Below are 25,106 nucleotides of genomic sequence, written 5' to 3'. Positions count from 1 at the left end.
GGGGTCAGGACGCCTTCATGGAAAAGACCAAGCAGACTGTGCCCTCCGTGGTACCGCGCCATGTCGCGATCATCATGGATGGGAATAATCGCTGGGCGAAAAAACGCTTTATGCCGGGTGTTGCCGGGCATAAAGCGGGTGTCGATGCGGTGCGCGCCGTGATTGAGGTGTGTGCCGAAGCCAAGGTTGAAGTGTTGACGCTGTTTGCCTTCTCCAGCGAGAACTGGCAGCGGCCCGCCGACGAAGTCAGTGCCTTGATGGACCTGTTCTTCAAGGCGCTGCGGCGTGAGGCCAAGCGCCTCAACGATAACAACATCAGTCTGCGCATCATTGGTGATCGCTCGCGGTTCCATCCGGAACTGCAAGCGGCCATGCGCGAAGCCGAGGCAATGACTGCTGGCGCCAACCGTTTTGTGCTGCAGATTGCAGCCAACTACGGTGGCCAGTGGGATATCGCCCAGGCTGCGCAACGGCTGGCCCGCGAAGTGCAGGCCGGGCATCTGCGGCCGGAAGACATTACGCCCGAACTGTTGCAAACCTGCCTGGTAACCGGCGACCTGCCGTTGCCTGACTTGTGCATCCGTACCGGTGGCGAGCACCGCATCAGCAATTTCCTGTTGTGGCAGTTGGCCTACACCGAGTTGTACTTCTCCGACCTGTTCTGGCCGGACTTCAAACACGATGCCATGCGTAATGCGCTGGCCGATTTCGCTTCCCGTCAGCGTCGCTTTGGTAAAACGAGCGAGCAGATCGAAGCTGGAGCCCGGGTTTAAATGCTTAAACAACGAATCATCACGGCACTGATCCTGCTGCCGATTGCCTTGTGCGGTTTTTTCCTGCTCGACGGTTCCGGCTTTGCGCTGTTTATCGGCCTTGTCGTAACACTTGGGGCCTGGGAATGGGCGCGCCTGGCGGGTTTCAATGCCCAGGCGCCACGTGTGGCGTACGCGGCATTCGTGGCGCTGTCGCTGTTCCTGATGCATACCCTGTCGAGCATCATCGTGCCTTGGGTGTTGGGGGCGGCGGTGCTGTGGTGGGCGCTGGCGACCTACCTGGTGCTCACCTACCCACGGACTAGTGGCCAGTGGTCCAGCGTGGCATGCAAGCTGGTGATCGGCTTGTTGATCCTGCTGCCCGCCTGGCAAGGTCTGGTGGAGATCAAGAATGCGTCCATGGGCAACTGGTTGATCATGGCGGTGATGGTATTGGTCTGGGGCGCGGATATCGGCGCCTATTTCTCCGGTCGGGCTTTCGGCAAGCGCAAGCTGGCGCCGGCGGTCAGTCCGGGCAAGAGCTGGGAAGGCGTGTACGGCGGCCTCGCATTGACGCTGGCGATCACGCTGGTGGTCGGCGTTGTGCGCGACTGGTCGGTGAAGGAAATCTTCCTGGCACTGTTGGGTACGGCCATTGTCGTGTTCATTTCGGTGGTGGGTGACCTCACCGAAAGCATGTTCAAGCGCCAGGCCGGCATCAAAGACAGCAGCAACCTGCTCCCGGGGCATGGCGGTGTATTGGACCGTATCGACAGTCTCACCGCGGCGATTCCGATCTTTGCCGTGTTGTTGTGGATGACTGCCTCGTGAGCCGTCTGCAGCAAGTCACCGTACTGGGGGCGACTGGTTCGGTAGGGCTGAGTACCCTGGATGTGATTGCGCGTCATCCTGATCGCTATCAAATATTTGCCCTGACCGGTTTTAGCCGCCTGAGCGAGTTGCTGGCCCTTTGCGTTCTCCACTCGCCACGCTTTGCTGTGGTGCCCGAGGCGGCGCTGGCGCGTGGTTTGCAGGATGACCTGCGCGCTGCCGGCCTCGCCACTCAGGTATTGGTGGGGGAGGCGGGGTTGTGCCAGGTGGCGGCCGATGCCGAAGTGGACACCGTCGTGGCTGCCATTGTCGGCGCAGCGGGTTTGCGTCCGACGCTGGCGGCGGTCGATGCAGGCAAGAAGATTCTGCTGGCCAATAAAGAAGCGCTGGTTATGTCCGGCGCGCTCTTTATGCAGGCGGTGCGCAAGAGTGGCGCGGTGTTGCTGCCTCTCGACAGCGAACATAACGCGATTTTCCAGTGCATGCCGGGTGATTTCTCCCGTGGCTTGAGCCAGGTTGGCGTGCGTCGGATTCTGTTGACCGCTTCCGGTGGGCCGTTCCGGCAGACGCCTCTGGCTGAGTTGGAACATGTGTCTCCTGATCAGGCCTGTGCACACCCCAACTGGTCCATGGGGCGCAAGATCTCCGTGGATTCGGCGAGCATGATGAACAAGGGCCTGGAGCTGATCGAGGCTTGCTGGCTGTTTGATGCCCGGCCGGATCAGGTCGAGGTGGTGGTTCACCCGCAAAGTGTGATTCATTCCCTGGTCGATTACGTGGATGGCTCGGTGCTGGCGCAGTTGGGCAACCCTGACATGCGTACGCCCATCGCCAACGCCCTGGCTTGGCCGGAGCGCATTGATTCCGGTGTGGCGCCGTTGGACCTGTTTGCAATTGCGCGCCTGGACTTCGAGGCGCCGGACGAGCAGCGTTTTCCTTGTCTGCGCCTGGCGCGCGAGGCGGTGGAGGCGGGTAACAGCGCGCCGGCGATGCTTAATGCGGCCAATGAGGTGGCGGTCGCGGCCTTTCTTGAGCGGCGCATCCGTTTTCCGCAGATCGCGAGTATTATCGAGGATGTCCTGGCTCGGGAGCCGGTAGTGGCTGTCAACGACCTGGGCGCCGTGTTTGAAGCGGATAGGAAGGCCCGCGGCCTGGCCGAGCAATGGTTGGAACGCAATGCGCGTTAGCCTGTAGGTGCGGTTGAGCCCACAGGCACTGGATTGAAAGGCGGAGAAATTAGATGAGTGCGCTTTATATGATTGTCGGCACCCTGGTTGCTCTGGGTGTGTTGGTGACCTTCCACGAATTCGGCCACTTTTGGGTGGCGCGTCGTTGCGGCGTCAAAGTACTGCGCTTTTCAGTCGGTTTCGGCATGCCCTTGTTGCGTTGGCATGACCGTCGTGGCACCGAGTTCGTGATTGCCGCCATACCATTGGGTGGCTACGTCAAGATGCTCGACGAGCGCGAAGGTGAAGTGCCGGCCGACCAGTTGGATCAGTCTTTCAATCGCAAGACCGTTCGTCAGCGTATCGCGATCGTCGCCGCCGGTCCGATCGCCAACTTCCTGTTGGCGATGGTGTTTTTCTGGGTGTTGGCCATGCTGGGCAGTCAGCAGGTGCGTCCGGTTATCGGTGCGGTCGACGCAGACAGCATGGCGGCCAAGGCTGGCCTGGCCGCGGGGCAGGAAATTGTTTCCATTGATGGCGAACCAACCACCGGTTGGGGAGCGGTCAATTTGCAGCTGGTGCGGCGTCTGGGCGAGAGCGGTACCGTCAGGGTTGTGGTTCGCGACCAGGACTCCACGCTTGAGACTGCGCGCGAACTGGCCCTGGATCACTGGCTCAAGGGCGCGGATGAGCCTGATCCGATCAAGTCCCTGGGGATTCGCCCGTGGCGACCGGCTTTGCCGCCAGTGCTGGCGGAGCTGGATCCGAAAGGTCCGGCCCAGGCCGCAGGTCTGAAAACCGGTGATCGCCTGTTGGCCCTGGATGGCCAGGTGCTCGGTGACTGGCAGCAAGTGGTCGATCTGGTACGTGTACGGCCCGATACCAAAATTGTGCTGAAAGTTGAGCGTGATGGTGCTCAAATCGACGTCCCCGTAACCTTGTCGGTTCGTGGGGAGGCCAAGGCCGCCGGGGGTTACCTGGGGGCGGGGGTCAAGGGTGTCGAGTGGCCGCCATCGATGGTGCGAGAGGTCAGCTTCGGGCCGCTGGCCGCGATTGGCGAGGGCGCGAAACGCACCTGGACCATGAGCGTGCTGACCCTCGAATCCCTCAAAAAAATGTTGTTCGGCGAGCTCTCGGTAAAAAACTTGAGTGGGCCGATAACCATTGCTAAAGTGGCGGGCGCTTCTGCCCAGTCGGGTGTTGCGGATTTCCTGAATTTCCTGGCTTATCTGAGTATCAGCCTTGGGGTTCTGAATTTGCTGCCTATTCCAGTACTGGATGGGGGGCATCTGCTGTTTTATCTGGTCGAGTGGGTGCGTGGTCGCCCCTTGTCGGATCGGGTGCAGGGTTGGGGGATACAGATCGGTATCAGTTTGGTGGTTGGAGTGATGTTGTTAGCTCTGGTCAACGATCTGGGACGTCTGTAACGCTTCGCTGAATTGCGAATCTGCCGCATTTTGCGGCAGTTTGTTTATTGCCAGTTGGAATAAGAAAGGACTTCATGAAACGTCTGCTGCTAACTGCGGTTCTCACCGTATTGATGATCGCCGAAGTTCACGCCGAGTCCTTCACTATCTCCGATATTCGCGTCAACGGCCTCCAGCGGGTTTCCGCAGGTAGCGTCTTTGGTGCCTTGCCGTTGAACGTCGGGGAACAGGCTGATGATCGTCGCCTGGTGGAATCCACTCGTGCGCTGTTCAAAACCGGGTTCTTTCAAGATATCCAGCTGGGTCGCGAAGGCAACGTCCTGGTTATCACGGTCGTTGAGCGGCCTTCCATCTCCAGTATCACGATCGAGGGCAACAAGGCGATCTCCACTGAAGACCTGATGAAGGGCCTCAAGCAATCCGGCCTGGCCGAGGGCGAGATCTTCCAGCGCGCTACCCTTGAGGGTGTGCGTAACGAACTGCAGCGCCAGTACGTTGCCCAGGGCCGCTACTCCGCGACCGTGGAAACCGAAGTTGTCCCCCAGCCGCGTAACCGTGTCGGCCTGAAGGTCAACATCAATGAAGGTACGGTAGCGGCCATTCAGCACATCAACGTGGTGGGCAACACCAAGTTCGCTGATGAAGACCTGATCGACCTGTTTGAACTCAAGACCACCAACTGGCTGTCGTTCTTCAAGAACGACGACAAGTACGCTCGTGAAAAACTGTCCGGTGACCTGGAGCGTCTGCGCTCCTACTACCTGGACCGCGGCTATATCAACATGGATATCGCTTCGACCCAGGTGTCCATCACCCCGGACAAGAAACACGTCTACATCACCGTCAACGTCAACGAAGGCGAAAAGTACAAGGTTCGTGACGTCAAGCTCAGCGGCGACCTGAAAGTACCTGAAGACCAGGTGAAGTCGCTGTTGCTGGTGCAGAAGGACCAGGTGTTCTCGCGCAAGCTGATGACCACCACGTCCGAGCTGATCACCCGTCGCCTGGGTAACGAAGGCTATACCTTCGCCAACGTCAACGGCGTACCGACCCCGCATGATGATGACCACACCGTGGACATTACCTTCGTGGTCGACCCGGGCAAGCGTGCCTACGTGAACCGCATCAACTTCCGTGGCAACACCAAGTCTGCGGACGAAGTGCTGCGCCGTGAAATGCGCCAGATGGAAGGTGGCTGGGCGTCGACCTACTTGATCGACCAGTCCAAGACCCGTCTTGAGCGCCTGGGCTTCTTCAAGGAAGTCAACGTCGAAACCCCGGCCGTTCCAGGTGTGGATGACCAGGTTGACGTGAACTACGCCGTTGAAGAGCAAGCCTCGGGTTCGATCACCGCCAGCGTCGGCTTCGCACAGAGCGCGGGCCTGATTCTGGGTGGCTCGATCACACAGAACAACTTCCTCGGTACGGGTAACCGTGTGTCTGTCGGCCTGACCCGAAGCGAATACCAGAGCCGTTATAACTTCAGTTATACCGACCCCTACTGGACTGCCGACGGTGTGAGCCTGGGCTACAACGCCTTCTATCGCACCACCGACTACAAAGACCTCGACGTCGACGTTGCAAGCTATGCAATCGACAGCATGGGTGTGGGGGCCAACATTGGTTACCCGATCAGCGAGACCTCGCGCCTGACCTTTGGTTTGACCGCGCAGCAGGACAAGATCAAGACCGGTATTTACACCGTGGATGAGATCTTTGATTTTACCCGTAAGGAAGGCGATCAGTTCCTGAACTTCAAGGCGTCTGCCGGCTGGTCCGAGTCGACCCTGAACAAAGGCGTGCTGGCGACCCGTGGTCATTCCCAGAGCTTGACGCTGGAAGCCACTACGCCGGGCAGCGACCTGTCGTTCTTCAAGCTCGACTACCGTGGCCAGTTGTTCCAGCCGCTGAGCGATAACTACACCATGCGCCTGCACACTGAGCTGGGTTATGGTGATGGCTATGGTTCCACCAGTGGTCTACCGTTCTACGAGAACTACTATGCAGGTGGTTTCAACTCGGTTCGTGGCTTCAAGGACAGTACCCTGGGTCCACGTGGTACGCCGAGCCGTGGTGTCCTCGAAACGGGTAACGTAGGGACTCAGAAAGACACTGACGATAAGCCATTGCCATTCGGTGGTAACGTACTGATCCAGGGTGGTGCGGAGATTCTGTTCCCGCTGCCGTTCGTCAAGGACCAGCGTTCCCTGCGTACTTCGGTTTTCTGGGATGTGGGTAACGTGTTCGACTCCAAGTGCGAGCAGGTGACCAACCCGAATGGTTCGAAGTCCAACACGCAGTGTAACGATGTGAGCTTCAGCAACCTGGCGAGCTCCGTGGGTGTTGGCGTGACATGGGTGACTGCATTGGGCCCGTTGAGCTTTGCTCTGGCCATGCCGGTCAAGAAACCGGATAACGCTGAAACCCAGATTTTCCAATTCTCCCTCGGCCAGACGTTCTAAGCGTCTGACCCAAGATAACGACAACGGATTCTGTAGGAGTGCATCGTGCGTAAGTTGACTCAATTGGTTCTGCTGGCAACTGTGCTGGTAACCACCCCGGCCTTCGCCGAAATGAAAATCGCCGTCCTGAACTATCAAATGGCTCTGCTGGAATCCGATGCGGCCAAGAAATACGCCGTGGATGCCGAGAAAAAATTCGGTCCGCAGCTGACCAAGCTCAAGACCCTGGAAAGCAGCGCCAAGGGCATCCAGGATCGCCTGGTAGCCGGTGGCGACAAGATGCAGCAGCCCGAGCGCGAGCGTCTGGAACTTGAATTCAAGCAAAAGGCCCGTGACTACCAGTTCCAGTCCAAGGAACTGAACGAAGCCAAGGCCGTTGCTGACCGTGAAATGCTCAAGCAGCTCAAGCCGAAGCTCGACAGCGCTGTGGAAGAAGTCATCAAGAAAGGTGCCTTTGACCTGGTGTTCGAGCGTGGCGCCGTGATCGACGTCAAGCCTCAATACGACATCACCCGCCAGGTGATCGAGCGCATGAACCAGCTGAAGTAACCCATGACCGCGACTATCAAACTCGGCGAGTTGGCCGAGTTCCTGGGGGCCGTCTTGCACGGCTCCCCGGAGAAGGAAATCACTGGGCTAGCCACCTTGCAGGAGGCTGGCCCAGCTCAGTTGAGCTTCCTCGCAAATCCTCAATACCGTAAGTACCTCGTCGGTTGCCAAGCCGCAGCCGTGTTGCTGAAGGCTGCTGATGCCGAGGGTTACGCCGGGGATGCGCTGGTGGTGGCCGACCCGTACCTGTCGTACGCGAAAGCGTCGCACCTGTTCGATCCAAAGCCCAAGGCCGCCGGGGGTATTCATCCCAGCGCGGTGATTGCCGATGATGCCCAGGTTGACCCCGCTGCCAACATTGGTGCGTTTGCCGTGATCGAAAGTGGCGCACGTATTGCCGCTGGCGTCACCGTGGGTGCCCATTGCTTTATCGGGGCGCGCTGTGAAATCGGCGCCGATGGCTGGTTGGCTCCGCGGGTCACCCTTTACCACGATGTGCGTATCGGTGAGCGCGTGGTTATTCAGTCGGGCGCAGTGATCGGCGGTGAAGGTTTCGGCTTTGCCAATTCCAAAGGCGTTTGGCACAAGATTGCCCAGGTTGGCGGTGTCTTGATTGGGGATGACGTGGAAATCGGCGTTAACACCGCTGTGGACCGTGGTGCCCTGGCCGACACCGTAATCGGTAACGGCGTGAAGCTCGACAACCAGATCCAGATCGCCCACAACGTGCAGATCGGCGACCACACAGCCATGGCGGCGTGTGTCGGTATCTCCGGCAGCACCAAAATCGGCAAGCATTGCATGCTCGCCGGTGGCGTAGGGCTGGTGGGGCATATCGATATTTGCGACAACGTTTTCATCACCGGCATGACCATGGTCACCCACTCGATCACCGAGCCAGGGGCCTACTCTTCCGGTACCGCCATGCAGCCGGCGGCTGAGTGGCGTAAAAGTGCAGCGCGCTTGAGACAGCTTGACGACATGGCCCGACGCCTCAAACAGCTTGAAAAGCGTGTTGGAGACGTGACCCCTGGCGGTAATGCTTCATCAGAAGGCTGATACCATTTCCATATCAAGTGTGCACAGCCGCTGGGCGGCTTCCTTGATTTGCTAGCGGGGCGTGCTTTTAGTTCGCCCGCCCCCAATCTTTATTACAGGCTTCCCCCCGAAATGATGGACATCAACGAGATTCGCGAATACCTGCCTCACCGTTACCCGTTCCTGCTGGTGGATCGCGTAGTGGACCTCAATGTCGAGGAAAAGCGCATTCGTGCCTACAAGAATGTCAGCATCAACGAACCGTTCTTCAACGGCCACTTTCCCGCGCATCCCATCATGCCAGGTGTGCTGATCATTGAAGCAATGGCCCAGGCTGCCGGTATCCTTGGTTTCAAAATGCTCGACCTCAAGCCTGCCGACGGCACGCTCTACTATTTCGTGGGCTCCGACAAACTGCGTTTCCGCAATCCGGTCACGCCGGGCGACCAGTTGATCCTGGAAGCCAAGTTCATCAGTTGCAAACGCCAGATCTGGAAGTTCGAATGCCAGGCCTCGGTGGATGGCAAGCCGGTGTGCTCGGCTGAGATCATCTGTGCGGAACGCAAACTATGAGTTTGATTGACCCTCGCGCAATCATCGATCCGTCGGCCGTACTGGCCGCCGACGTTGAGGTCGGCCCTTGGTCGATCGTCGGCGCAGGTGTTGAAATCGGCGAGGGGACTGTCATCGGGCCGCATGTGATCCTCAAAGGCCCGACGCGCATTGGTAAGCATAATCGTATCTACCAGTTTTCCTCGGTAGGCGAAGACACCCCCGACATGAAGTACAAGGGTGAAGAAACACGCCTGGTTATCGGTGACCACAACATCATCCGTGAAGGTGTGACCATTCATCGTGGCACCGTGCAGGATCGTGCCGAGACCACCTTGGGTGATCACAACCTGATCATGGCCTATGCGCATATCGGCCATGACAGCGTGATCGGCAACCACTGCATTCTGGTCAACAACACTGCATTGGCAGGCCATGTGCACGTTGACGACTGGGCAATTCTGTCTGGCTTCACCCTGGTCCATCAGTACTGCCATATCGGTGCCCACGCCTTTTCCGGCATGGGGACCGCAATCGGCAAGGATGTTCCGGCATTCGTCACGGTATTCGGCAACCCGGCCGAAGCCCGCAGCATGAACTTCGAAGGCATGCGCCGTCGTGGTTTCAGCGAAGACCAGATCCATGCCCTGCGTCGTGCCTACAAGGTGGTCTACCGCCAGGGGCTGACGGTTGAGCAGGCATTGACCGAACTGGCCGAGTCGGCTGCACAGTTTCCGGAAGTGGCCGTGTTCCGGGACTCGATCCAGGCGTCGACTCGCGGCATCACCCGTTAATCATGGCCAATCTGCGTATAGCGTTGGTGGCCGGGGAAGCTTCCGGCGATATTCTGGGGGCAGGCCTGATGCGTGCACTCAAGGCCCAGCATCCTGCCGTCGAGTTTATCGGGGTGGGTGGGCCGTTGATGCAGGCCGAGGGCCTCACGTCCTACTTTCCCATGGAACGCCTGTCCGTCATGGGGTTGGTGGAAGTGCTGGGGCGACTGCGAGAGCTGCTGGCTCGCCGCAAACTGCTGATCCAGACACTGATTGAAGAAAAGCCCGACGTCTTTATCGGAATCGACGCGCCGGACTTCACTCTTAACATCGAACTCAAATTGCGCCAGGCCGGGATCAAGACCGTGCATTACGTCAGCCCGTCCGTGTGGGCATGGCGGCAAAAGCGCGTGCTGAAGATCCGCGAAGGCTGCGACCTGATGCTGACCTTGCTGCCCTTCGAAGCCCGATTCTATGAAGAGAAGGGTGTACCGGTGCGCTTTGTGGGGCACACGTTGGCCGACACCATCCCTCTGCAGGCTGATCGCGCAGCGGCACGTGCCGAGCTGGGCTTGGCCGATGGCCCGCTGGTTGCACTGATGCCGGGCAGCCGCGGTGGTGAAGTCGGGCGGTTGGGCGCGCTGTTTTTTGATGCCGCCGAGCGCTTGATGGTCTTGAAACCGGGTGTGCGCTTCGTGCTGCCGTGTGCCAGCCCGCAACGTCGTACGCAGATCGAGGCCTTGCTTGACGGTCGCAACTTACCGCTGACACTGCTGGATGGTCAGTCGCACCTCGCGCTCGCGGCCTGTGATGCGGTGCTGATCGCTTCAGGCACTGCCACTCTCGAGGCGTTGTTGTACAAGCGTCCGATGGTAGTGGCCTATCGTCTTGCACCACTGACGTTCTGGATTCTCAAGCGCATGGTCAAAAGTCCCTACATCTCCTTGCCCAATCTGCTGGCCCAACGCCTGTTGGTGCCGGAGTTGCTACAGGACGACGCGACCCCTGAAGCCCTGGCGCAGACTGTACTTCCCTTGATAGAGGGTGGCGAAGAGCAGACCCGTGGCTTTGATGATATTCACCGCACGTTGCGCCGTGATGCGTCGAACCAGGCGGCGGATGCCGTGCTCACCTTGATCGGCCATCGACAGGAAACCCTATGAAGACGCAAATGGGCCTGGATTTCAGCCTGGTTGCCCACGCCGATGAGCTGGTGGCCGGCGTTGATGAAGTAGGGCGCGGGCCGCTGTGCGGCGCCGTCGTTACGGCGGCCGTCATTCTTGACCCGAACCGTCCGATCCTGGGTCTTGACGATTCGAAGAAACTCACCGAAGCGCGCCGCGAAAAGCTCTACGACGAGATCTGTGAGAAAGCCCTGAGCTGGCATATCGCCCGGGCCGAGGTCGAGGAAATCGATGAGCTGAACATCCTGCACGCCACCATGCTTGCCATGCAGCGTGCGGTGGAGGGCCTGCACATCACGCCAAAGATGGCGATGATCGATGGTAATCGCTGCCCGAAACTGGCGATGCCGTCGGAAGCGGTGGTGAAGGGTGATAGCAAGGTGCCTGCTATTGCGGCGGCTTCAATCCTGGCCAAGGTCAGCCGAGACCGTGAAATGGCGGCTTTCGAATTGATCTACCCCGGCTATGGCATCGGTGGTCACAAGGGTTACCCAACGCCCGTTCATCTGGAAGCCTTGGCCCGTCTGGGGCCTACGCCGATCCATCGTCGCTCGTTCGCCCCGGTGCGCCTGGCTTACGAGGCGCGGGAGAGCCTCAGCGAGGTGTAGTCGCGAGGCTGATGTTTTGCTCAAGGCCCGGTACAATCCGGGCCTTGTTGTTTCCACGTATCTAGACAGGATCACTATGCCGGCTTCATTCGTTCACCTACGCCTGCACACTGAATACTCCCTGGTCGATGGCCTGGTACGGATCAAACCGCTGGTCAAAACCCTGGTGGGCATGAACATGCCTGCGGTGGCGGTGACCGACCAGAACAACATGTGTTCCCTGGTCAAGTTCTACAAGAACGCCATGGGCGCCGGCATCAAGCCGATCTGCGGCGCCGACCTGTGGCTGTCCAACAAAGACCCGGATAACCCCCTGAGCCGCATCAGCCTGCTGGCGATGAACGGCGTGGGTTATCGCAACCTCACCGAACTGATTTCCCGTGGTTTTATCGACGGCCAGCGCAATGGCTCGATCATCATCGAGCGCGAGTGGGTGGCCGAGGCCAGCGAAGGGCTGATCATGCTGTCGGCCGCCAAGGAAGGCGAGATCGGCATTGCGCTGCTCGGTGGCAACCCCCAGGAAGCCGAAGTACTGGCCCGCGAGTGGATGCAGGTCTTCCCCGACCGTTTTTACCTGGAAGTCCAGCGTACCAATCGGCCTAACGATGAAGAACACCTGCACGCCGCAGTGGCGCTGGCCGACAAGTTGGGCGCACCGCTGGTGGCGACCAACGATGTGCGCTTCATCAAGCGAGAAGACTTCGAGGCCCACGAAACCCGCGTGTGCATCGGTGAAGGCCGGGCCCTGGATGACCCGCGCCGCTCGAAAAACTACAGCGAAGAGCAATATCTCAAAAGTGCCGAGGAGATGGCCGAGCTGTTCAGCGACCTGCCCGAGGCCCTGGAAAACTCCGTCGAGATCGCCAAGCGCTGCAACATTGAAGTGAAACTGGGCAAGCACTTCCTGCCCAACTTCCCGATTCCCGATGGCATGACCATCGATGAGTACTTCCGCAAGGTGTCGTTCGATGGCCTGGAAGAGCGGTTGGCCGTTCTGCTGCCCAAGGACACCACCGAAGATTACGAGGCCAAGCGCCAGGTCTACGTGGATCGGCTGAATTTCGAGCTGGATATCATTATCCAGATGGGATTCCCCGGTTACTTCCTGATCGTGATGGACTTTATCCAGTGGGCCAAGAACAACGGCGTGCCGGTTGGCCCGGGTCGAGGCTCAGGTGCCGGCTCGCTGGTGGCTTATGTACAGAAGATCACCGACCTTGACCCGCTGGAGTATGACCTGCTGTTCGAGCGGTTCCTGAACCCGGAACGGGTGTCCATGCCCGACTTCGACGTCGACTTCTGCATGGATGGCCGTGACCGCGTGATCGAGTACGTGGCTGAGAAATACGGCCGCAACGCTGTAAGCCAGATCATCACTTTCGGTTCCATGGCGGCGAAGGCGGTAATCCGTGACGTGGCGCGCGTACAGGGCAAGTCGTACGGCCTGGCGGACCGCCTGTCGAAGATGATCCCGTTCGAAGTCGGCATGACGCTGGAAAAAGCCTACGAGCAGGAAGAAATCCTGCGCGACTTTATCAAGGTTGATGAAGAGGCCGCCGAAATCTGGGACATGGCCCGCAAGCTCGAAGGTGTGGTGCGTAACGTGGGTAAACATGCCGGTGGCGTGGTTATCGCACCGACCAAACTCACCGACTTTTCGCCGATCTACTGCGATGAAGAAGGCGACGGCCTGGTTACCCAGTTCGACAAGGACGACGTGGAAGCCGCCGGCCTGGTGAAGTTCGACTTCCTGGGCCTGCGGACCCTGACGATCATCGATTGGGCGCTCAAGACGATCAACCGCGACCGCGCCAAGGCCGGCGAGGAGCCGCTGGATATCGCGTTCATCCCGCTGGATGACAAGCCGACCTATTCGTTGCTGCAAAAAGCCGAAACCACGGCAGTATTCCAGCTTGAATCCCGAGGCATGAAGGAGCTGATCAAAAAGCTCAAGCCCGACTGCCTGGAAGACTTGATCGCACTGGTGGCCCTGTTCCGTCCGGGGCCGCTGCAATCGGGCATGGTGGATGACTTCATCAACCGTAAGCACGGGCGTGCCGAGCTGGCATATCCGCACTCCGATTATCAGTACGAGGGCCTCAAGCCAGTACTGGCACCGACCTACGGCATCATCCTGTATCAGGAACAGGTGATGCAGATTGCCCAGGTGATGGCGGGCTACACCCTGGGTGGTGCGGACATGCTGCGTCGCGCCATGGGTAAGAAAAAACCCGAGGAAATGGCCAAGCAGCGCGGTGGTTTCATTGAGGGGTGTGCCACCAATAATATTGACGCCGACCTGGCCGGTAACATTTTCGACCTGGTGGAAAAATTCGCCGGTTATGGCTTCAACAAATCCCACTCCGCCGCGTACGGCCTGGTGTCGTACCAGACCGCCTGGCTGAAAGCCCACTACCCGGCGCCCTTCATGGCTGCGGTACTTTCGGCGGACATGCACAACACCGACAAGGTCGTGACCTTGATCGAGGAAGTGCGCACCATGAAGCTGCGCCTCGACGCGCCGGACGTGAACGCCTCGGAGTTCAAGTTCACGGTGAACGACGAAGGCCGCATCATCTATGGCCTGGGCGCGATCAAGGGGGTCGGCGAAGGCCCGGTGGAAGCGATCACCGAAGCGCGGCAGGACGGGCCGTTCAAGGATCTGTTCGACTTCTGTGCGCGGGTTGACCTCAAGCGCATCAACAAACGTACCCTCGATGGCCTGATCCGCAGTGGCGCACTTGACCGTCTCGGCCCCTATTTCCATGATGAGCCGAAGGCTTACCAGGCCAATATCGACCGCAACCGGGCGGTACTGCTGGCCGCCATGGAAGAGGCGATCAAGGCCGCCGAACAGACTGCCCGCACCCACGACAGTGGCCATGCGGACCTGTTTGGGGGGCTGTTCGTCGAAGAAGATGCGGATGTGTACGCGAACCACCGCAAGGCCAAGGAGTTGACCCTCAAGGAACGTCTCAAGGGTGAGAAAGACACCTTGGGTCTGTACCTTACCGGTCACCCGATCGACGAATACGAAGGAGAGATCCGTCGTTTTGCCCGTCAGCGCATCATCGACCTGAAGCCGGCGCGCGACACCCAGACCGTCGCCGGCATGATCATCGCCCTGCGGGTGATGAAGAACAAGAAGGGCGACAAGATGGGCTTTATCACCCTCGACGACCGCTCGGGGCGAATCGAGGCGTCGCTGTTTGCCGATGCGTTCCACTCGGCACAATCGTTGCTGCAGACCGATGCCATGGTGGTGGTGGAAGGGGAGGTCAGTAACGATGACTTCTCCGGTGGCCTGCGTCTGCGGATCAAGCGGGTCATGAGTATGGAAGATGCCCGTACCAACCTGGCCGAAAGCCTGCGCTTGAAGGTCAAGACCGAGGCGCTCAAGGGCGATCAGCTACGCTGGTTGGGTGATTTGCTCAAGCGTCACCGTGGCGCTTGCCCTGTGACCATGGAATACACCGGCAACGACGCCAAGGCGATGTTGCAATTTGGCGAGACGTGGCGAATTGATCCGGCGGATGGCTTGATTCAAGCTTTGCGTGACCAGTTCGGGCGAGACAACGTCTTCCTCCAATACCGCTGATGGTCAGCACACCTGACCTCGGCTGAACATTTAATCTCGACCTAAACGCGCCTCTCCCTTAAGGTAGGGCGCGAATAGACAACCGGCTGGCCAGGCACTCCTTGGCCGTCGACCCAAGACGGACGCTTATGAACCCGAATTTTCTTGATTTCGAACAGCCGATCGCTGACCTGCAAGCCAAGATCGAAGAACTGCGCCTGGTCGGCAATGACAATTCGCTGAATATCGGCGATGAAATCTCCCGCCTGCAAGACAAGAGCAAGACGCTGACCGAAGACATCTTCGGCAAGCTGACCAGCTGGCAGATCGCACGCCTGGCTCGCCATCCGCGTCGCCCATACACCCTGGACTACATCCAGCACATCTTCACCGAATTCGACGAGCTGCATGGCGACCGCCACTTCTCGGATGACGCCGCCATCGTTGGTGGTATCGCCCGCCTGGATGACCAGCCGGTCATGGTGATCGGTCACCAGAAAGGCCGTGAAGTCCGCGAGAAGGTGCGCCGCAACTTCGGCATGCCGCGTCCGGAAGGCTATCGCAAGGCTTGCCGCCTGATGGAAATGGCCGAGCGCTTCAAAATGCCGATCCTGACCTTCATCGACACGCCGGGCGCCTACCCGGGTATCGACGCTGAAGAGCGCAACCAGAGCGAAGCGATTGCCTGGAACCTGCGCGTCATGGCTCGCCTGAAAACCCCGATCATCGCGACTGTGATTGGTGAAGGGGGCTCCGGCGGCGCATTGGCCATTGGCGTTTGCGATCAGTTGAACATGCTGCAGTATTCGACCTACGCGGTGATCTCGCCGGAAGGTTGCGCCTCGATCCTGTGGAAAACCGCAGAAAAAGCGCCGGACGCTGCCGAGGCCATGGGCATTACTGCCGATCGCCTCAAAGGCCTGGGTATCGTGGATAAAGTGATCGCCGAGCCATTGGGCGGCGCTCACCGCGACCCGGCTGCCGCTGCTGCGACCATCCGCGCCGAACTGGGTTCGCAACTGGCGATGCTCAAGAAGCTGGATAACGAAGCGCTGCTGACCCGTCGTTATGAGCGCCTGATGAGCTACGGCCTGTAAGAGCGTCGCAATACTCAATGTGGGAGGGGGCTTGCTCCCGATTGCGGAGTGTCAGTCAATGGATCCAGTGACTGACCCACTGCTATCGGGAGCAAGCCCCCTCCCACATTTGCTTTGTGTATGCTGGGTTGTCGCATTCCAGCTTGATGGCGGTATTTTCCGATGAAGCCAGCGTTAGCCGCCAAACTCCTTCAAGTCCTTGCCCCGTGGCGCAATGCCCCGGCCTGGCATGTCGCTTTCTCAGGTGGGCTGGATTCCACCGTGCTGCTGCACCTTCTGGTCTCTTTGGCAAAAACCGAAACGTTCCCGACGCTCAGTGCCGTGCATGTCCACCATGGCCTGCAAGCTGCCGCCGACGCGTGGCCCAGTCATTGCCAGTCGGTGTGCGACAGCCTTGGCGTGCCCTTGTGCGTCATGCGTGTGCAGGTCCGGCCTGGAGCGAGCCTTGAGCGCGCCGCCCGCGACGCACGTTATCAGGCGTTTGCCGAAGTCACGGGGGCAGGGGAGGTGTTGCTTACGGGCCAGCATCGCGAAGATCAGGCCGAAACCCTGTTGTTTCGCCTGCTGCGTGGGGCCGGTGTGCGTGGCTTGGCGGCGATGCCTGGTCATCGCCCTTTGGCTGGAGGCCATCTGCTGAGACCCTTGCTCGACGTCTCACGCGTTGATCTGGAAGCCTACGCCCATGAACATCAATTGCTATGGGTCGAAGACCCTTCCAATGCCGACCCGCATTTTTCGCGCAATTATTTGCGCCATCGCGTTTTTCCGGCACTGACGCAGCGCTGGCCGCAAGCCGCCAGCCGCCTGGCCCATACCGCCGAGCAGCTCGGCGAGGCCCAGGGGCTGCTGGACGACTTGGCGCGGATGGACTTGCAGGCCGCGGACCAACCTTCACCATTCCCCTGGCTGCCTTTACCGTCACTGGCCCTTGCACCATTGCGTGAGCTTTCCGACGCTCGCCAGCGCAACGCCTTGCGTCATTGGCTGACCCCGCTGACCCGTTTACCCGACAGTGATCACTGGGCCGGTTGGCATTCCCTGCGCGACGCCAAGCCGGATGCGCAACCTCTGTGGCGCATGGCCGATGGCGAGTTGCACCGTTGCAGCGAGCGCATCTGGTGGTTGCCGGGTGCCTGGGCGGAATTTTCCGACGCAACGTTGAGCTGGCCCGATCCGCAAAACCCACTAGAGTTACCCGACAATGGCCGGCTGGAGTTGGTCGGCAAGGCGCCCGAAGGTCCTCTGGAGGTTCGTTATCGCCGGGGCGGTGAAGTGCTCGAGGTGCCGGGGCGAGGTCGCCGTGATCTGAAGCGCCTGCTTAACGAAAGCGCGCTGCCGGGCTTCGTCCGTGGCAGATTGCCGCTCCTGTATCGGGGCGAGCAATTGCTGGGTGGCCCCAGCGTCGCTGGACGCTGGGCAGTACCGAGTGAAGATTGGCAATTGCATTGGTTGCCACAGACCTGCGATCAAGGTTTGAGCTGATAGAGCCTTTCCGGTAGACTACGCTCCCTTCTTGATACAACTTCTGTGGATTCTCCTGAATCGCAGCAGTTGCCGATTACCAAGCAGTCTTTGCTGGGCGATTCCAAAAAATGTGTAGCGATCAACGTACCGGTGTTTCATTGCTGGTCTGTCACCACGCGGCGGTTTTTTTGAAAGGTGCACTGTGATTAATGCAGGTGATCGGGGGCTTCGGCCTTCCTTCGCTTTCCCCGGCGGCTCGGACCGCTTTAACGCAGACTTCTAGGGTTTTTCATGACGCGCTACATATTCGTCACGGGCGGTGTTGTTTCTTCATTGGGGAAAGGCATTGCCTCCGCTTCATTGGCGGCCATCCTGGAGGCGCGGGGGCTTAAAGTCACCATGCTCAAGCTGGACCCGTACATCAACGTCGACCCGGGCACCATGAGCCCGTTCCAGCACGGTGAAGTGTTCGTCACCCATGACGGCGCCGAGACCGACCTGGACCTGGGCCACTACGAGCGGTTCATCCGCACGACCATGACCCAGAACAACAACTTCACCACCGGCCGTGTCTACGAGCACGTGCTGCGCAAGGAGCGCCGTGGTGACTACCTGGGTGCAACCATCCAGGTGATCCCGCACATTACCGACGAAATCAAGCGCCGCATCATCAAGGGTGCAGGCGATGCCGACGTGGCGATGGTCGAGATCGGTGGCACCGTGGGTGACATCGAATCCCAACCGTTCCTCGAGGCGATCCGCCAGCTGCGTTTCGAAGTCGGCGCCAAGCGCGCGATGCTGATGCACCTGACCCTGGTGCCGTACATTGCCACCGCCGGCGAAACCAAAACCAAGCCTACCCAGCATTCGGTCAAGGAACTGCGTTCCATCGGCCTGCAGCCGGACGTGCTGGTATGCCGCTCCGATCACCCGATCGATATTTCCTCGCGCCGCAAGATCGCGCAATTCACCAACGTTGAAGAGCGTGCGGTGATTGGCCTGGAAGACGCCGACACCATCTACAAGATCCCGGGCATCCTGCATTCGCAAGGCCTGGATGATTTTGTGGTCGAGCGTTTCGGCTTGCAGTGTGGCGGCGCGGACCTGTCCGAGTGGGACGCCGTGGTCGACGCCAAGCTCAACCCCGAGCACGAAGTCACCATCGCGATGGTCGGCAAGTACATGGAACTGCTGGACGCGTACAAGTCGCTGATCGAAGCGATGAGCCACGCCGGTATCAGCAACCGTACCAAGGTCAACCTGCGCTACATCGATTCCGAAGACATCGAGAACCAGGGCACTGCGCTGCTCGAAGGTGTCGATGCGATCCTCGTTCCTGGCGGTTTCGGCCTGCGTGGCGTGGAAGGCAAGATCACTGCCGTACAGTACGCCCGTGAGAACAAGGTCCCGTACCTGGGGATCTGCCTGGGCATGCAAGTGGCCGTTATCGAGTTCGCCCGTAACGTGCTGGGCTGGAAAGACGCCAACTCCACCGAGTTCGATCACAGCAGCGGCCATCCGGTCGTGGGCCTGATCACCGAGTGGGAAGATGCCACCGGCGCCGTTGAAACCCGTACCGAAACCTCCGACCTGGGCGGCACCATGCGCCTTGGCGCGCAGGATTGCCTGCTGGAGCCGGGCTCGCTGGTGCACGACTGCTATGGCAAGGACGTGATCGTCGAGCGTCACCGTCACCGCTACGAGGTGAACAACAACCTGCTGCCGCAGATCAAGGAAGCCGGCCTGAAAATCTCCGGTCGCTCCGGTGACGGCGCGCTGGTTGAAGTGGTCGAAGCACCGGATCACCCATGGTTCGTCGCTTGCCAGTTCCACCCTGAGTTCACCTCGACTCCGCGTGACGGTCACCCGTTGTTCAGCGGTTTCGTCAAGGCAGCACTGACGCAACATCAGAAGAAGGCGTAACCCTGATGGCCCAGAAGATCATTCGCGTAGGCGACATCGAAATTGCCAACGACAAGCCCATGGTGTTGTTTGGCGGCATGAACGTGCTGGAAAGCCGCGACATGGCGATGCAGGTCTGTGAAGAGTACGTGCGGGTCACCCAGAAGCTGGGCATCCCCTACGTGTTCAAGGCCAGCTTCGACAAGGCCAACCGTTCGTCCGTGACCTCCTATCGCGGCCCGGGCCTTGAAGAAGGCATGCGGATCTTCCAGGACATCAAGCAAGCCTTCGGCGTGCCCATCATCACCGACGTCCACGAGCCTGAACAGGCTGCCGTGGTCGCCGAGGTGTGCGACATCATCCAGTTGCCGGCCTTCCTGTCGCGCCAGACCGACCTGGTCGTGGCGATGGCCAAGACCGGCGCGGTGATCAACATCAAGAAAGCCCAGTTCCTTGCGCCCCAGGAGATGAAACACATCCTGAACAAGTGCGTGGAAGCGGGTAACGACCAGTTGATCCTCTGCGAGCGTGGCTCGAGCTTCGGCTACAACAACCTCGTGGTGGACATGCTCGGTTTCGGCATCATGAAACAGTTCGAATACCCGGTGTTCTTCGACGTGACCCACGCGCTGCAAATGCCCGGTGGTCGCTCGGACTCCGCCGGTGGGCGTCGTGCCCAGGTCACCGACCTGGCCAAGGCGGGCATGAGCCAGTCCCTGGCCGGCCTGTTCCTGGAAGCCCACCCGGACCCGGACAACGCCAAGTGCGATGGTCCTTGCGCCCTGCGCCTGGACAAGCTGGAGCCGTTCCTGGCCCAGCTCAAGCAGTTGGACGAACTGGTCAAGAGTTTTCCGACGGTAGAAACCGCGTAAGCACCGTTTCTCCGGTAGACTTTCCCTCGTTTTATGCTCAGGCCCGCGGGCCTGAGCCTTGTCGCCTGCAAGCCTGCCCCGTTGTTCCACCCTTGCGGTCGGTCAAAAGTTTTCCTTCAGCTGCGTCGTTTTCGTCAACTTTGGAGTGTTTACAACAATGGCAAAAATCGTCGACATCAAAGGTCGTGAAGTTCTCGACTCCCGTGGCAACCCCACCGTCGAAGCCGACGTGCTTCTCGATAACGGCATCATCGGTAGCGCCTGCGCGCCGTCCGGTGCTTCCACCGGTTCGCGCGAAGCGCTGGAACTGCGTGATGGCGACAAGAGCCGTTACCTGGGCAAAGGTGTACTGAAGGCCGTAGCCAACATCAACGGCCCGATCCGTGACCTGTTGCTGGGCAAGGATCCGGTGGACCAGAAAGCCCTGGATCACGCGATGATCAAGCTCGACGGCACCGAAAACAAAGGCAACCTGGGCGCCAACGCCATCCTCGCCGTGTCCCTGGCCGCTGCCAAGGCTGCTGCCCAGGACCAGGACCTGCCGCTGTACGCTCACATTGCCAACCTGAATGGCACGCCGGGTGTGTACTCGATGCCGGTGCCGATGATGAACATCATCAACGGTGGCGAGCATGCCGATAACAACGTCGACATCCAGGAATTCATGGTGCAGCCGGTTGGCGCCAAGACTTTCTCCGATGGCCTGCGCATGGGCACCGAGATTTTCCATCACCTGAAGGCTGTACTGAAGGCTCGTGGCCTGAGCACTGCCGTGGGCGACGAAGGTGGTTTCGCGCCGAACCTGGCGTCCAACGAAGATGCACTGAAAGTGATCTCCGAAGCCGTGGCCAACGCCGGCTACAAGCTGGGCACCGACGTGACCCTGGCCCTGGACTGCGCAGCCAGCGAGTTCTATGAAGACGGCAAATACAACCTGTCGGGTGAAGGCCACGTATTCACTTCCGAAGGTTTTGCCGACTACCTCAAAGGTCTGACCGAGCGTTATCCGATCATCTCGATCGAAGACGGCCTGGATGAGTCCGACTGGGCCGGCTGGAAAGTCCTCACCGACAAGATCGGCGAAAAAATCCAACTGGTGGGCGACGACCTGTTCGTGACCAACACCAAGATCCTGAAAGAAGGCATCGACAAAAAGATCGCCAACTCGATCCTGATCAAGTTCAACCAGATCGGCACCCTGACCGAAACCCTGGAAGCCATCCAGATGGCCAAGGCAGCAGGTTATACCGCCGTGATCTCCCACCGCTCCGGCGAAACCGAAGACTCGACCATTGCCGACCTGGCTGTGGGCACCTCGGCGGGCCAGATCAAGACCGGTTCCCTGTGCCGTTCCGACCGCGTTTCCAAGTACAACCAATTGCTGCGTATCGAAGAGCAACTGGCGGGTAAAGCCAAGTACAACGGTCGCGGTGAGTTTCGCGGCTGATCGCTACTTGATGGTAAAGCATGGTAAAAAGTCGTTGGATTGCGTCGGAAAAACCACGATAGGGTGTTTTTCGACGCTAACCTGATGGCTATCTAGCACAAGCCTGGTCCTTCCAGGCTTCGTGCTATCAGTTGCTGCAAAAGTTTTACATGGCTGGCTTTTTTCACTGGATACCCGGATTTCGATGCGCAGTCCCAATTGGTTATTCCTCGTCTTGCTCTTGTTGCTGGCTGGCCTGCAGTACCGCCTATGGGTCGGTAATGGCAGCTTTGCGCAGGTAGAAGAACTGACCCAGCAGATTGCCGACCAGCACGCCGAAAACGAACGCCTGCTGGAGCGTAATCGCGTCCTTGACGCCGAAGTACTTGAGCTGAAAAAAGGTACGGAGACCGTTGAAGAGCGGGCTCGTCATGAATTGGGCATGGTCAAGGAGGGTGAAACCCTCTACCAGTTGGCCCAATGAGTTACCGTCTACCGGCCTTCTGGGCCGTGATTCCTGCCGCGGGCGTCGGTGCCCGTATGGCCGCTGACCGTCCCAAGCAGTATCTGCAACTGGGCGGGCGCACCATTCTCGAACACAGCCTTGGCTGTTTTCTCGACCATCCATCGCTCAAGGGCCTGGTGGTCAGTCTTGCTTCTGATGATCCTTATTGGCCTGAACTGGCGTGTGCCGGCGACGCGCGTATCCATCGTGCGGACGGTGGCTCGCAGCGCTCGGGGTCGGTGCTCAATGCACTCTTGCAACTCAACGCCCTGGGCGCCAGCGACGACGATTGGGTGTTGGTGCACGATGCCGCGCGGCCAAACCTGAGCCGCGACGATCTCGACAAACTCTTGAGCGAACTGGCGGATGACCCGGTCGGGGGGCTGCTGGCCGTGCCGGCTCGCGATACCCTCAAGCGTGTCGACAAGCATGGGCGGGTGATGGAAACCGTCGACCGCAGCCTGATCTGGCAGGCCTATACCCCGCAGATGTTCCGCCTGGGGGCATTGCACCGTGCGTTGGCCGACAGCCTGGTGGCCGACGCCGTGATCACTGACGAAGCCTCGGCCATGGAATGGTCCGGCCAGGCGCCGCGCTTGATTGAAGGGCGTTCGGACAATATCAAGGTGACCCGGCCAGAGGATCTGGAGTGGTTGCGCTTGCGCTGGGCTAATCGCAGGTAGGCCGCTGGCCTGCAGCGGCCCCATCGGGAGCAAGCCCCCTCCCACATTTGAAATGCATTCCAAATGTGGGAGGGGGCGTGTTTCCGATAGCGATAGGTTCAATCACTGATTGATCAACTGATGTACTCCGGCCTTTCAGCCAGCCCCGCCTTCAAGAAATCGACCAACTTGCGCACCTTCGGCGATAAGTGCCGCTGCTGTGGATACAGAGCCCACACCGCCGTATTCGGCGGCTGATGCGCCTCCAGCAATGACACCAGCGCGCCGCTGTGCAAATGCTCAAGCACGTAATAGTCCGGCAATTGGCACAACCCAACCCCTTGCAGCGTTGCATCCAGTACCGCCTGACCACTGTTGCAACGCCAGTTACCCTGCACCCGTTGAGAAAATTCGCGCCCGTCCTGAGCCAATTGCCAAATATCCGAGCTGCCGATCAGGCAGTTATGCCGACTCAATTCCGACAAGCTATGTGGCCGACCATACCTTGCAAGGTAGGAGGGCGACGCGCACAGGTACATGCGTCGCGGGGCCAGCCGGCTGGCGACCATGCGCGAGTCTTGCAGGCGCCCCAGGCGAATCGCCAGGTCGAGGCCTTCGTGCACCAGGTCCAGTTGGCGGTTGGTCAGTTCAATATCCACGCGCAATTGCGGGTACAGCGCCATGAATCGCGTTACCAGCGGCACGATAAACCGTTCGCCGTAAGCCACCGCGCAGGTCATGCGCAACATGCCCTTGGGTTCACTGGTGAGGTCACCCACGGCGCGCAGGGCCTCTTCGCGACCGTCTTGTAGGCGCTGGCAATGCTGCAGGAAGGTCTGGCCGGCTTCGGTCAGGGTGACCTTGCGTGTACTGCGATAGAGCAACCGCGTTTGCAGTCGTTCTTCCAGGCGTGCCACCTGCCGGCTGATATGGGACGACGACACGCCCAGGCGCTCGGCCGCTGCCGTGAACTGGCTGCATTCGGCGACGGCGACAAACTCATCGATGCCTTCCCAGCGGTTTTCCAGCATGTTGATTATCCCTGTACAGCAATAAAGTTTTGCTTTTGCCTGGATTATTCATCACCTGGCCATGTTTTACACTCACTGCCTCAGTTTTTAACCCATGGAGAAACCCGGATGATCAAGTCCCGCGCCGCCGTAGCCTTTGAAGCCAAGAAGCCCCTTGAGATCGTTGAAGTGGATGTGGCCATGCCCAAGGCGGGCGAGGTGCTGCTGCGCGTGGTCGCGTCCGGCGTGTGCCATACCGACGCCTACACCCTGTCGGGCGCTGACCCGGAAGGTATCTTCCCGTCGATCCTCGGCCATGAGGGCGGTGCGGTGGTTGAAGCCATCGGCGAGGGCGTGACCTCGGTGGCCGTGGGTGACCATGTGATCCCGCTGTACACGCCGGAGTGCGGCAAGTGCAAATTCTGCCTGTCGGGCAAGACCAACCTGTGCCAGGCGATCCGCTCCACCCAGGGCAAAGGCTTGATGCCTGACGGCACCACGCGGTTTTCCTACAAGGGCCAGCCGATTTTCCATTACATGGGCACCTCGACGTTCTCCGAGTACACCGTGTTGCCGGAAATCTCCGTAGCCAAGATCCCAAAAGAAGCGCCGCTGGAAAAAGTCTGCCTGCTGGGCTGCGGCGTCACCACCGGTATTGGTGCGGTGATCAACACCGCCAAGGTCAAGCCGGGTGACACCGTGGCGATCTTCGGCCTGGGTGGCATCGGCCTGTCGGCGGTGATTGGCGCGGTCAAGGCCAAGGCGGGTCGTATCATTGCGATCGACATCAACCCGGCCAAATTCGAAATCGCCAAGCAACTGGGCGCCACCGACTGCATCAACCCGAAAGACTATGATCGCCCGATCCAGGACGTCATCGTCGACTTGACCGACGGCGGTGTGGACTTTTCCTTCGAGTGCATCGGCAACGTGCAACTGATGCGCGCCGCCCTTGAGTGCTGCCACAAAGGCTGGGGTGAGTCGGTGATCATCGGCGTGGCCGGTGCCGGCCAGGAAATCGCCACCCGCCCATTCCAACTGGTCACCGGACGCGTCTGGCGCGGTTCGGCTTTCGGCGGCGTGCTCGGCCGTAGCGAGCTGCCAAGCTACGTGGAGATGGCTCAGACCGGCGAGATCCCGCTGGATACCTTCATCACTCACACCATGGGTCTGGAAGACATCAACAAAGCGTTTGACCTGATGCATGAAGGCAAGAGCATTCGTACCGTCATCCACTTTTGAGGTCGGC

General features: G+C 59.6%; 21 protein-coding genes. 20 read left to right on the top strand and 1 reads right to left on the bottom strand.

The genetic code is table 11. The features are described 5' to 3' along the window. Positions 1-17: 17 nt before the first annotated feature. The 19 genes from uppS (at position 18) to ispD (ending at position 22,868) form a co-directional block, all read left to right on the top strand. Complete coding sequence (uppS, locus tag ACQRBV_RS02750; RefSeq protein ID WP_060754038.1) at positions 18-773, top strand: polyprenyl diphosphate synthase; 756 nt, start codon at positions 18-20, stop codon at positions 771-773. After that, positions 774-1,583 carry a phosphatidate cytidylyltransferase gene (locus tag ACQRBV_RS02745; RefSeq protein WP_090366395.1) on the top strand — a complete coding sequence of 270 codons (810 nt, stop codon included), beginning with the start codon at positions 774-776 and terminating at the stop codon, positions 1,581-1,583. Then, on the top strand, positions 1,580-2,770 hold the full coding sequence (gene ispC, locus ACQRBV_RS02740) for a 1-deoxy-D-xylulose-5-phosphate reductoisomerase (RefSeq protein WP_090366394.1): 1,191 nt from the start codon (positions 1,580-1,582) through the stop codon (positions 2,768-2,770). The genes ACQRBV_RS02745 and ispC overlap by 4 nt, the downstream gene beginning before the upstream one ends. A gap of 53 nt (positions 2,771-2,823) precedes the next feature. Next, on the top strand, positions 2,824-4,176 hold the full coding sequence (gene rseP, locus ACQRBV_RS02735; protein WP_411984430.1) for a sigma E protease regulator RseP: 1,353 nt from the start codon (positions 2,824-2,826) through the stop codon (positions 4,174-4,176). Positions 4,177-4,250: 74 nt separating this feature from the next. Continuing rightward, positions 4,251-6,638, top strand: a complete 2,388-nt coding sequence (gene bamA / locus ACQRBV_RS02730) for an outer membrane protein assembly factor BamA (RefSeq protein ID WP_411984431.1) — start codon at positions 4,251-4,253, stop codon at positions 6,636-6,638. Between the two features lie 45 nt (positions 6,639-6,683). Next, a complete protein-coding gene (locus tag ACQRBV_RS02725) occupies positions 6,684-7,187 on the top strand; it encodes an OmpH family outer membrane protein (RefSeq protein WP_060754043.1) in 504 nt (167 codons plus the stop codon). Positions 7,188-7,190: 3 nt separating this feature from the next. Further along, positions 7,191-8,246 carry a UDP-3-O-(3-hydroxymyristoyl)glucosamine N-acyltransferase gene (gene lpxD / locus ACQRBV_RS02720; protein WP_060754044.1) on the top strand — a complete coding sequence of 352 codons (1,056 nt, stop codon included), beginning with the start codon at positions 7,191-7,193 and terminating at the stop codon, positions 8,244-8,246. A gap of 111 nt (positions 8,247-8,357) precedes the next feature. Further along, positions 8,358-8,798 carry a 3-hydroxyacyl-ACP dehydratase FabZ gene (fabZ, locus tag ACQRBV_RS02715; protein ID WP_003172281.1) on the top strand — a complete coding sequence of 147 codons (441 nt, stop codon included), beginning with the start codon at positions 8,358-8,360 and terminating at the stop codon, positions 8,796-8,798. Further along, positions 8,795-9,571: an acyl-ACP--UDP-N-acetylglucosamine O-acyltransferase gene (gene lpxA / locus ACQRBV_RS02710; protein ID WP_060754045.1), complete on the top strand. Its 777-nt coding sequence runs from the start codon at positions 8,795-8,797 to the stop codon at positions 9,569-9,571. The genes fabZ and lpxA overlap by 4 nt, the downstream gene beginning before the upstream one ends. Before the next feature lie 2 nt (positions 9,572-9,573). Then, complete coding sequence (gene lpxB / locus ACQRBV_RS02705) at positions 9,574-10,713, top strand: lipid-A-disaccharide synthase (protein WP_060754046.1); 1,140 nt, start codon at positions 9,574-9,576, stop codon at positions 10,711-10,713. Continuing rightward, positions 10,710-11,342: a ribonuclease HII gene (rnhB, locus tag ACQRBV_RS02700; RefSeq protein WP_060754047.1), complete on the top strand. Its 633-nt coding sequence runs from the start codon at positions 10,710-10,712 to the stop codon at positions 11,340-11,342. Before lpxB ends, rnhB begins: the two co-directional genes overlap by 4 nt. Positions 11,343-11,418: 76 nt before the next feature. Further along, a complete protein-coding gene (gene dnaE, locus ACQRBV_RS02695; protein WP_060754048.1) occupies positions 11,419-14,940 on the top strand; it encodes a DNA polymerase III subunit alpha in 3,522 nt (1,173 codons plus the stop codon). Between the two features lie 128 nt (positions 14,941-15,068). After that, the gene (locus ACQRBV_RS02690; protein ID WP_060754049.1) at positions 15,069-16,016 is read left to right on the top strand and encodes an acetyl-CoA carboxylase carboxyltransferase subunit alpha; all 948 of its coding nucleotides are present in this window, start codon (positions 15,069-15,071) and stop codon (positions 16,014-16,016) included. A 162-nt stretch (positions 16,017-16,178) separates the two neighbouring features. Continuing rightward, complete coding sequence (gene tilS / locus ACQRBV_RS02685; protein WP_411984432.1) at positions 16,179-17,498, top strand: tRNA lysidine(34) synthetase TilS; 1,320 nt, start codon at positions 16,179-16,181, stop codon at positions 17,496-17,498. A 273-nt stretch (positions 17,499-17,771) separates the two neighbouring features. Beyond that, positions 17,772-19,403 carry a CTP synthase gene (locus ACQRBV_RS02680; RefSeq protein WP_060754051.1) on the top strand — a complete coding sequence of 544 codons (1,632 nt, stop codon included), beginning with the start codon at positions 17,772-17,774 and terminating at the stop codon, positions 19,401-19,403. 5 nt (positions 19,404-19,408) lie between these two features. After that, positions 19,409-20,254, top strand: coding sequence for a 3-deoxy-8-phosphooctulonate synthase (gene kdsA, locus ACQRBV_RS02675; RefSeq protein WP_060754052.1), 846 nt, complete (start codon positions 19,409-19,411; stop codon positions 20,252-20,254). Positions 20,255-20,411: 157 nt separating this feature from the next. Next, positions 20,412-21,701, top strand: coding sequence for a phosphopyruvate hydratase (gene eno / locus ACQRBV_RS02670; protein ID WP_060754053.1), 1,290 nt, complete (start codon positions 20,412-20,414; stop codon positions 21,699-21,701). A gap of 184 nt (positions 21,702-21,885) precedes the next feature. Beyond that, positions 21,886-22,164 carry a cell division protein FtsB gene (ftsB, locus tag ACQRBV_RS02665; protein ID WP_057723188.1) on the top strand — a complete coding sequence of 93 codons (279 nt, stop codon included), beginning with the start codon at positions 21,886-21,888 and terminating at the stop codon, positions 22,162-22,164. Continuing rightward, positions 22,161-22,868, top strand: coding sequence for a 2-C-methyl-D-erythritol 4-phosphate cytidylyltransferase (ispD, locus tag ACQRBV_RS02660; protein WP_205344419.1), 708 nt, complete (start codon positions 22,161-22,163; stop codon positions 22,866-22,868). Before ftsB ends, ispD begins: the two co-directional genes overlap by 4 nt. Before the next feature lie 113 nt (positions 22,869-22,981). Here the strand turns inward: ispD and ACQRBV_RS02655 are convergent, their stop codons facing one another. Continuing rightward, entirely contained in the window at positions 22,982-23,878 is an 897-nt protein-coding gene (locus tag ACQRBV_RS02655; RefSeq protein ID WP_411984433.1) for a LysR substrate-binding domain-containing protein, read from the bottom strand. Between the two features lie 108 nt (positions 23,879-23,986). Between ACQRBV_RS02655 and ACQRBV_RS02650 the strand changes: the two genes are divergently transcribed. Beyond that, positions 23,987-25,099, top strand: a complete 1,113-nt coding sequence (locus tag ACQRBV_RS02650; RefSeq protein WP_411984434.1) for an S-(hydroxymethyl)glutathione dehydrogenase/class III alcohol dehydrogenase — start codon at positions 23,987-23,989, stop codon at positions 25,097-25,099. The last annotated feature ends 7 nt before the right edge of the window (positions 25,100-25,106 follow it).

It is taken from the genome of Pseudomonas sp. R11F, assembly GCF_050312575.1.
Lineage (GTDB): Bacteria > Pseudomonadota > Gammaproteobacteria > Pseudomonadales > Pseudomonadaceae > Aquipseudomonas > Aquipseudomonas palleroniana.
The sequence above is the reverse complement of the archived record's forward strand: the minus strand, read 5'-3'. Positions and strand labels throughout refer to the sequence as shown.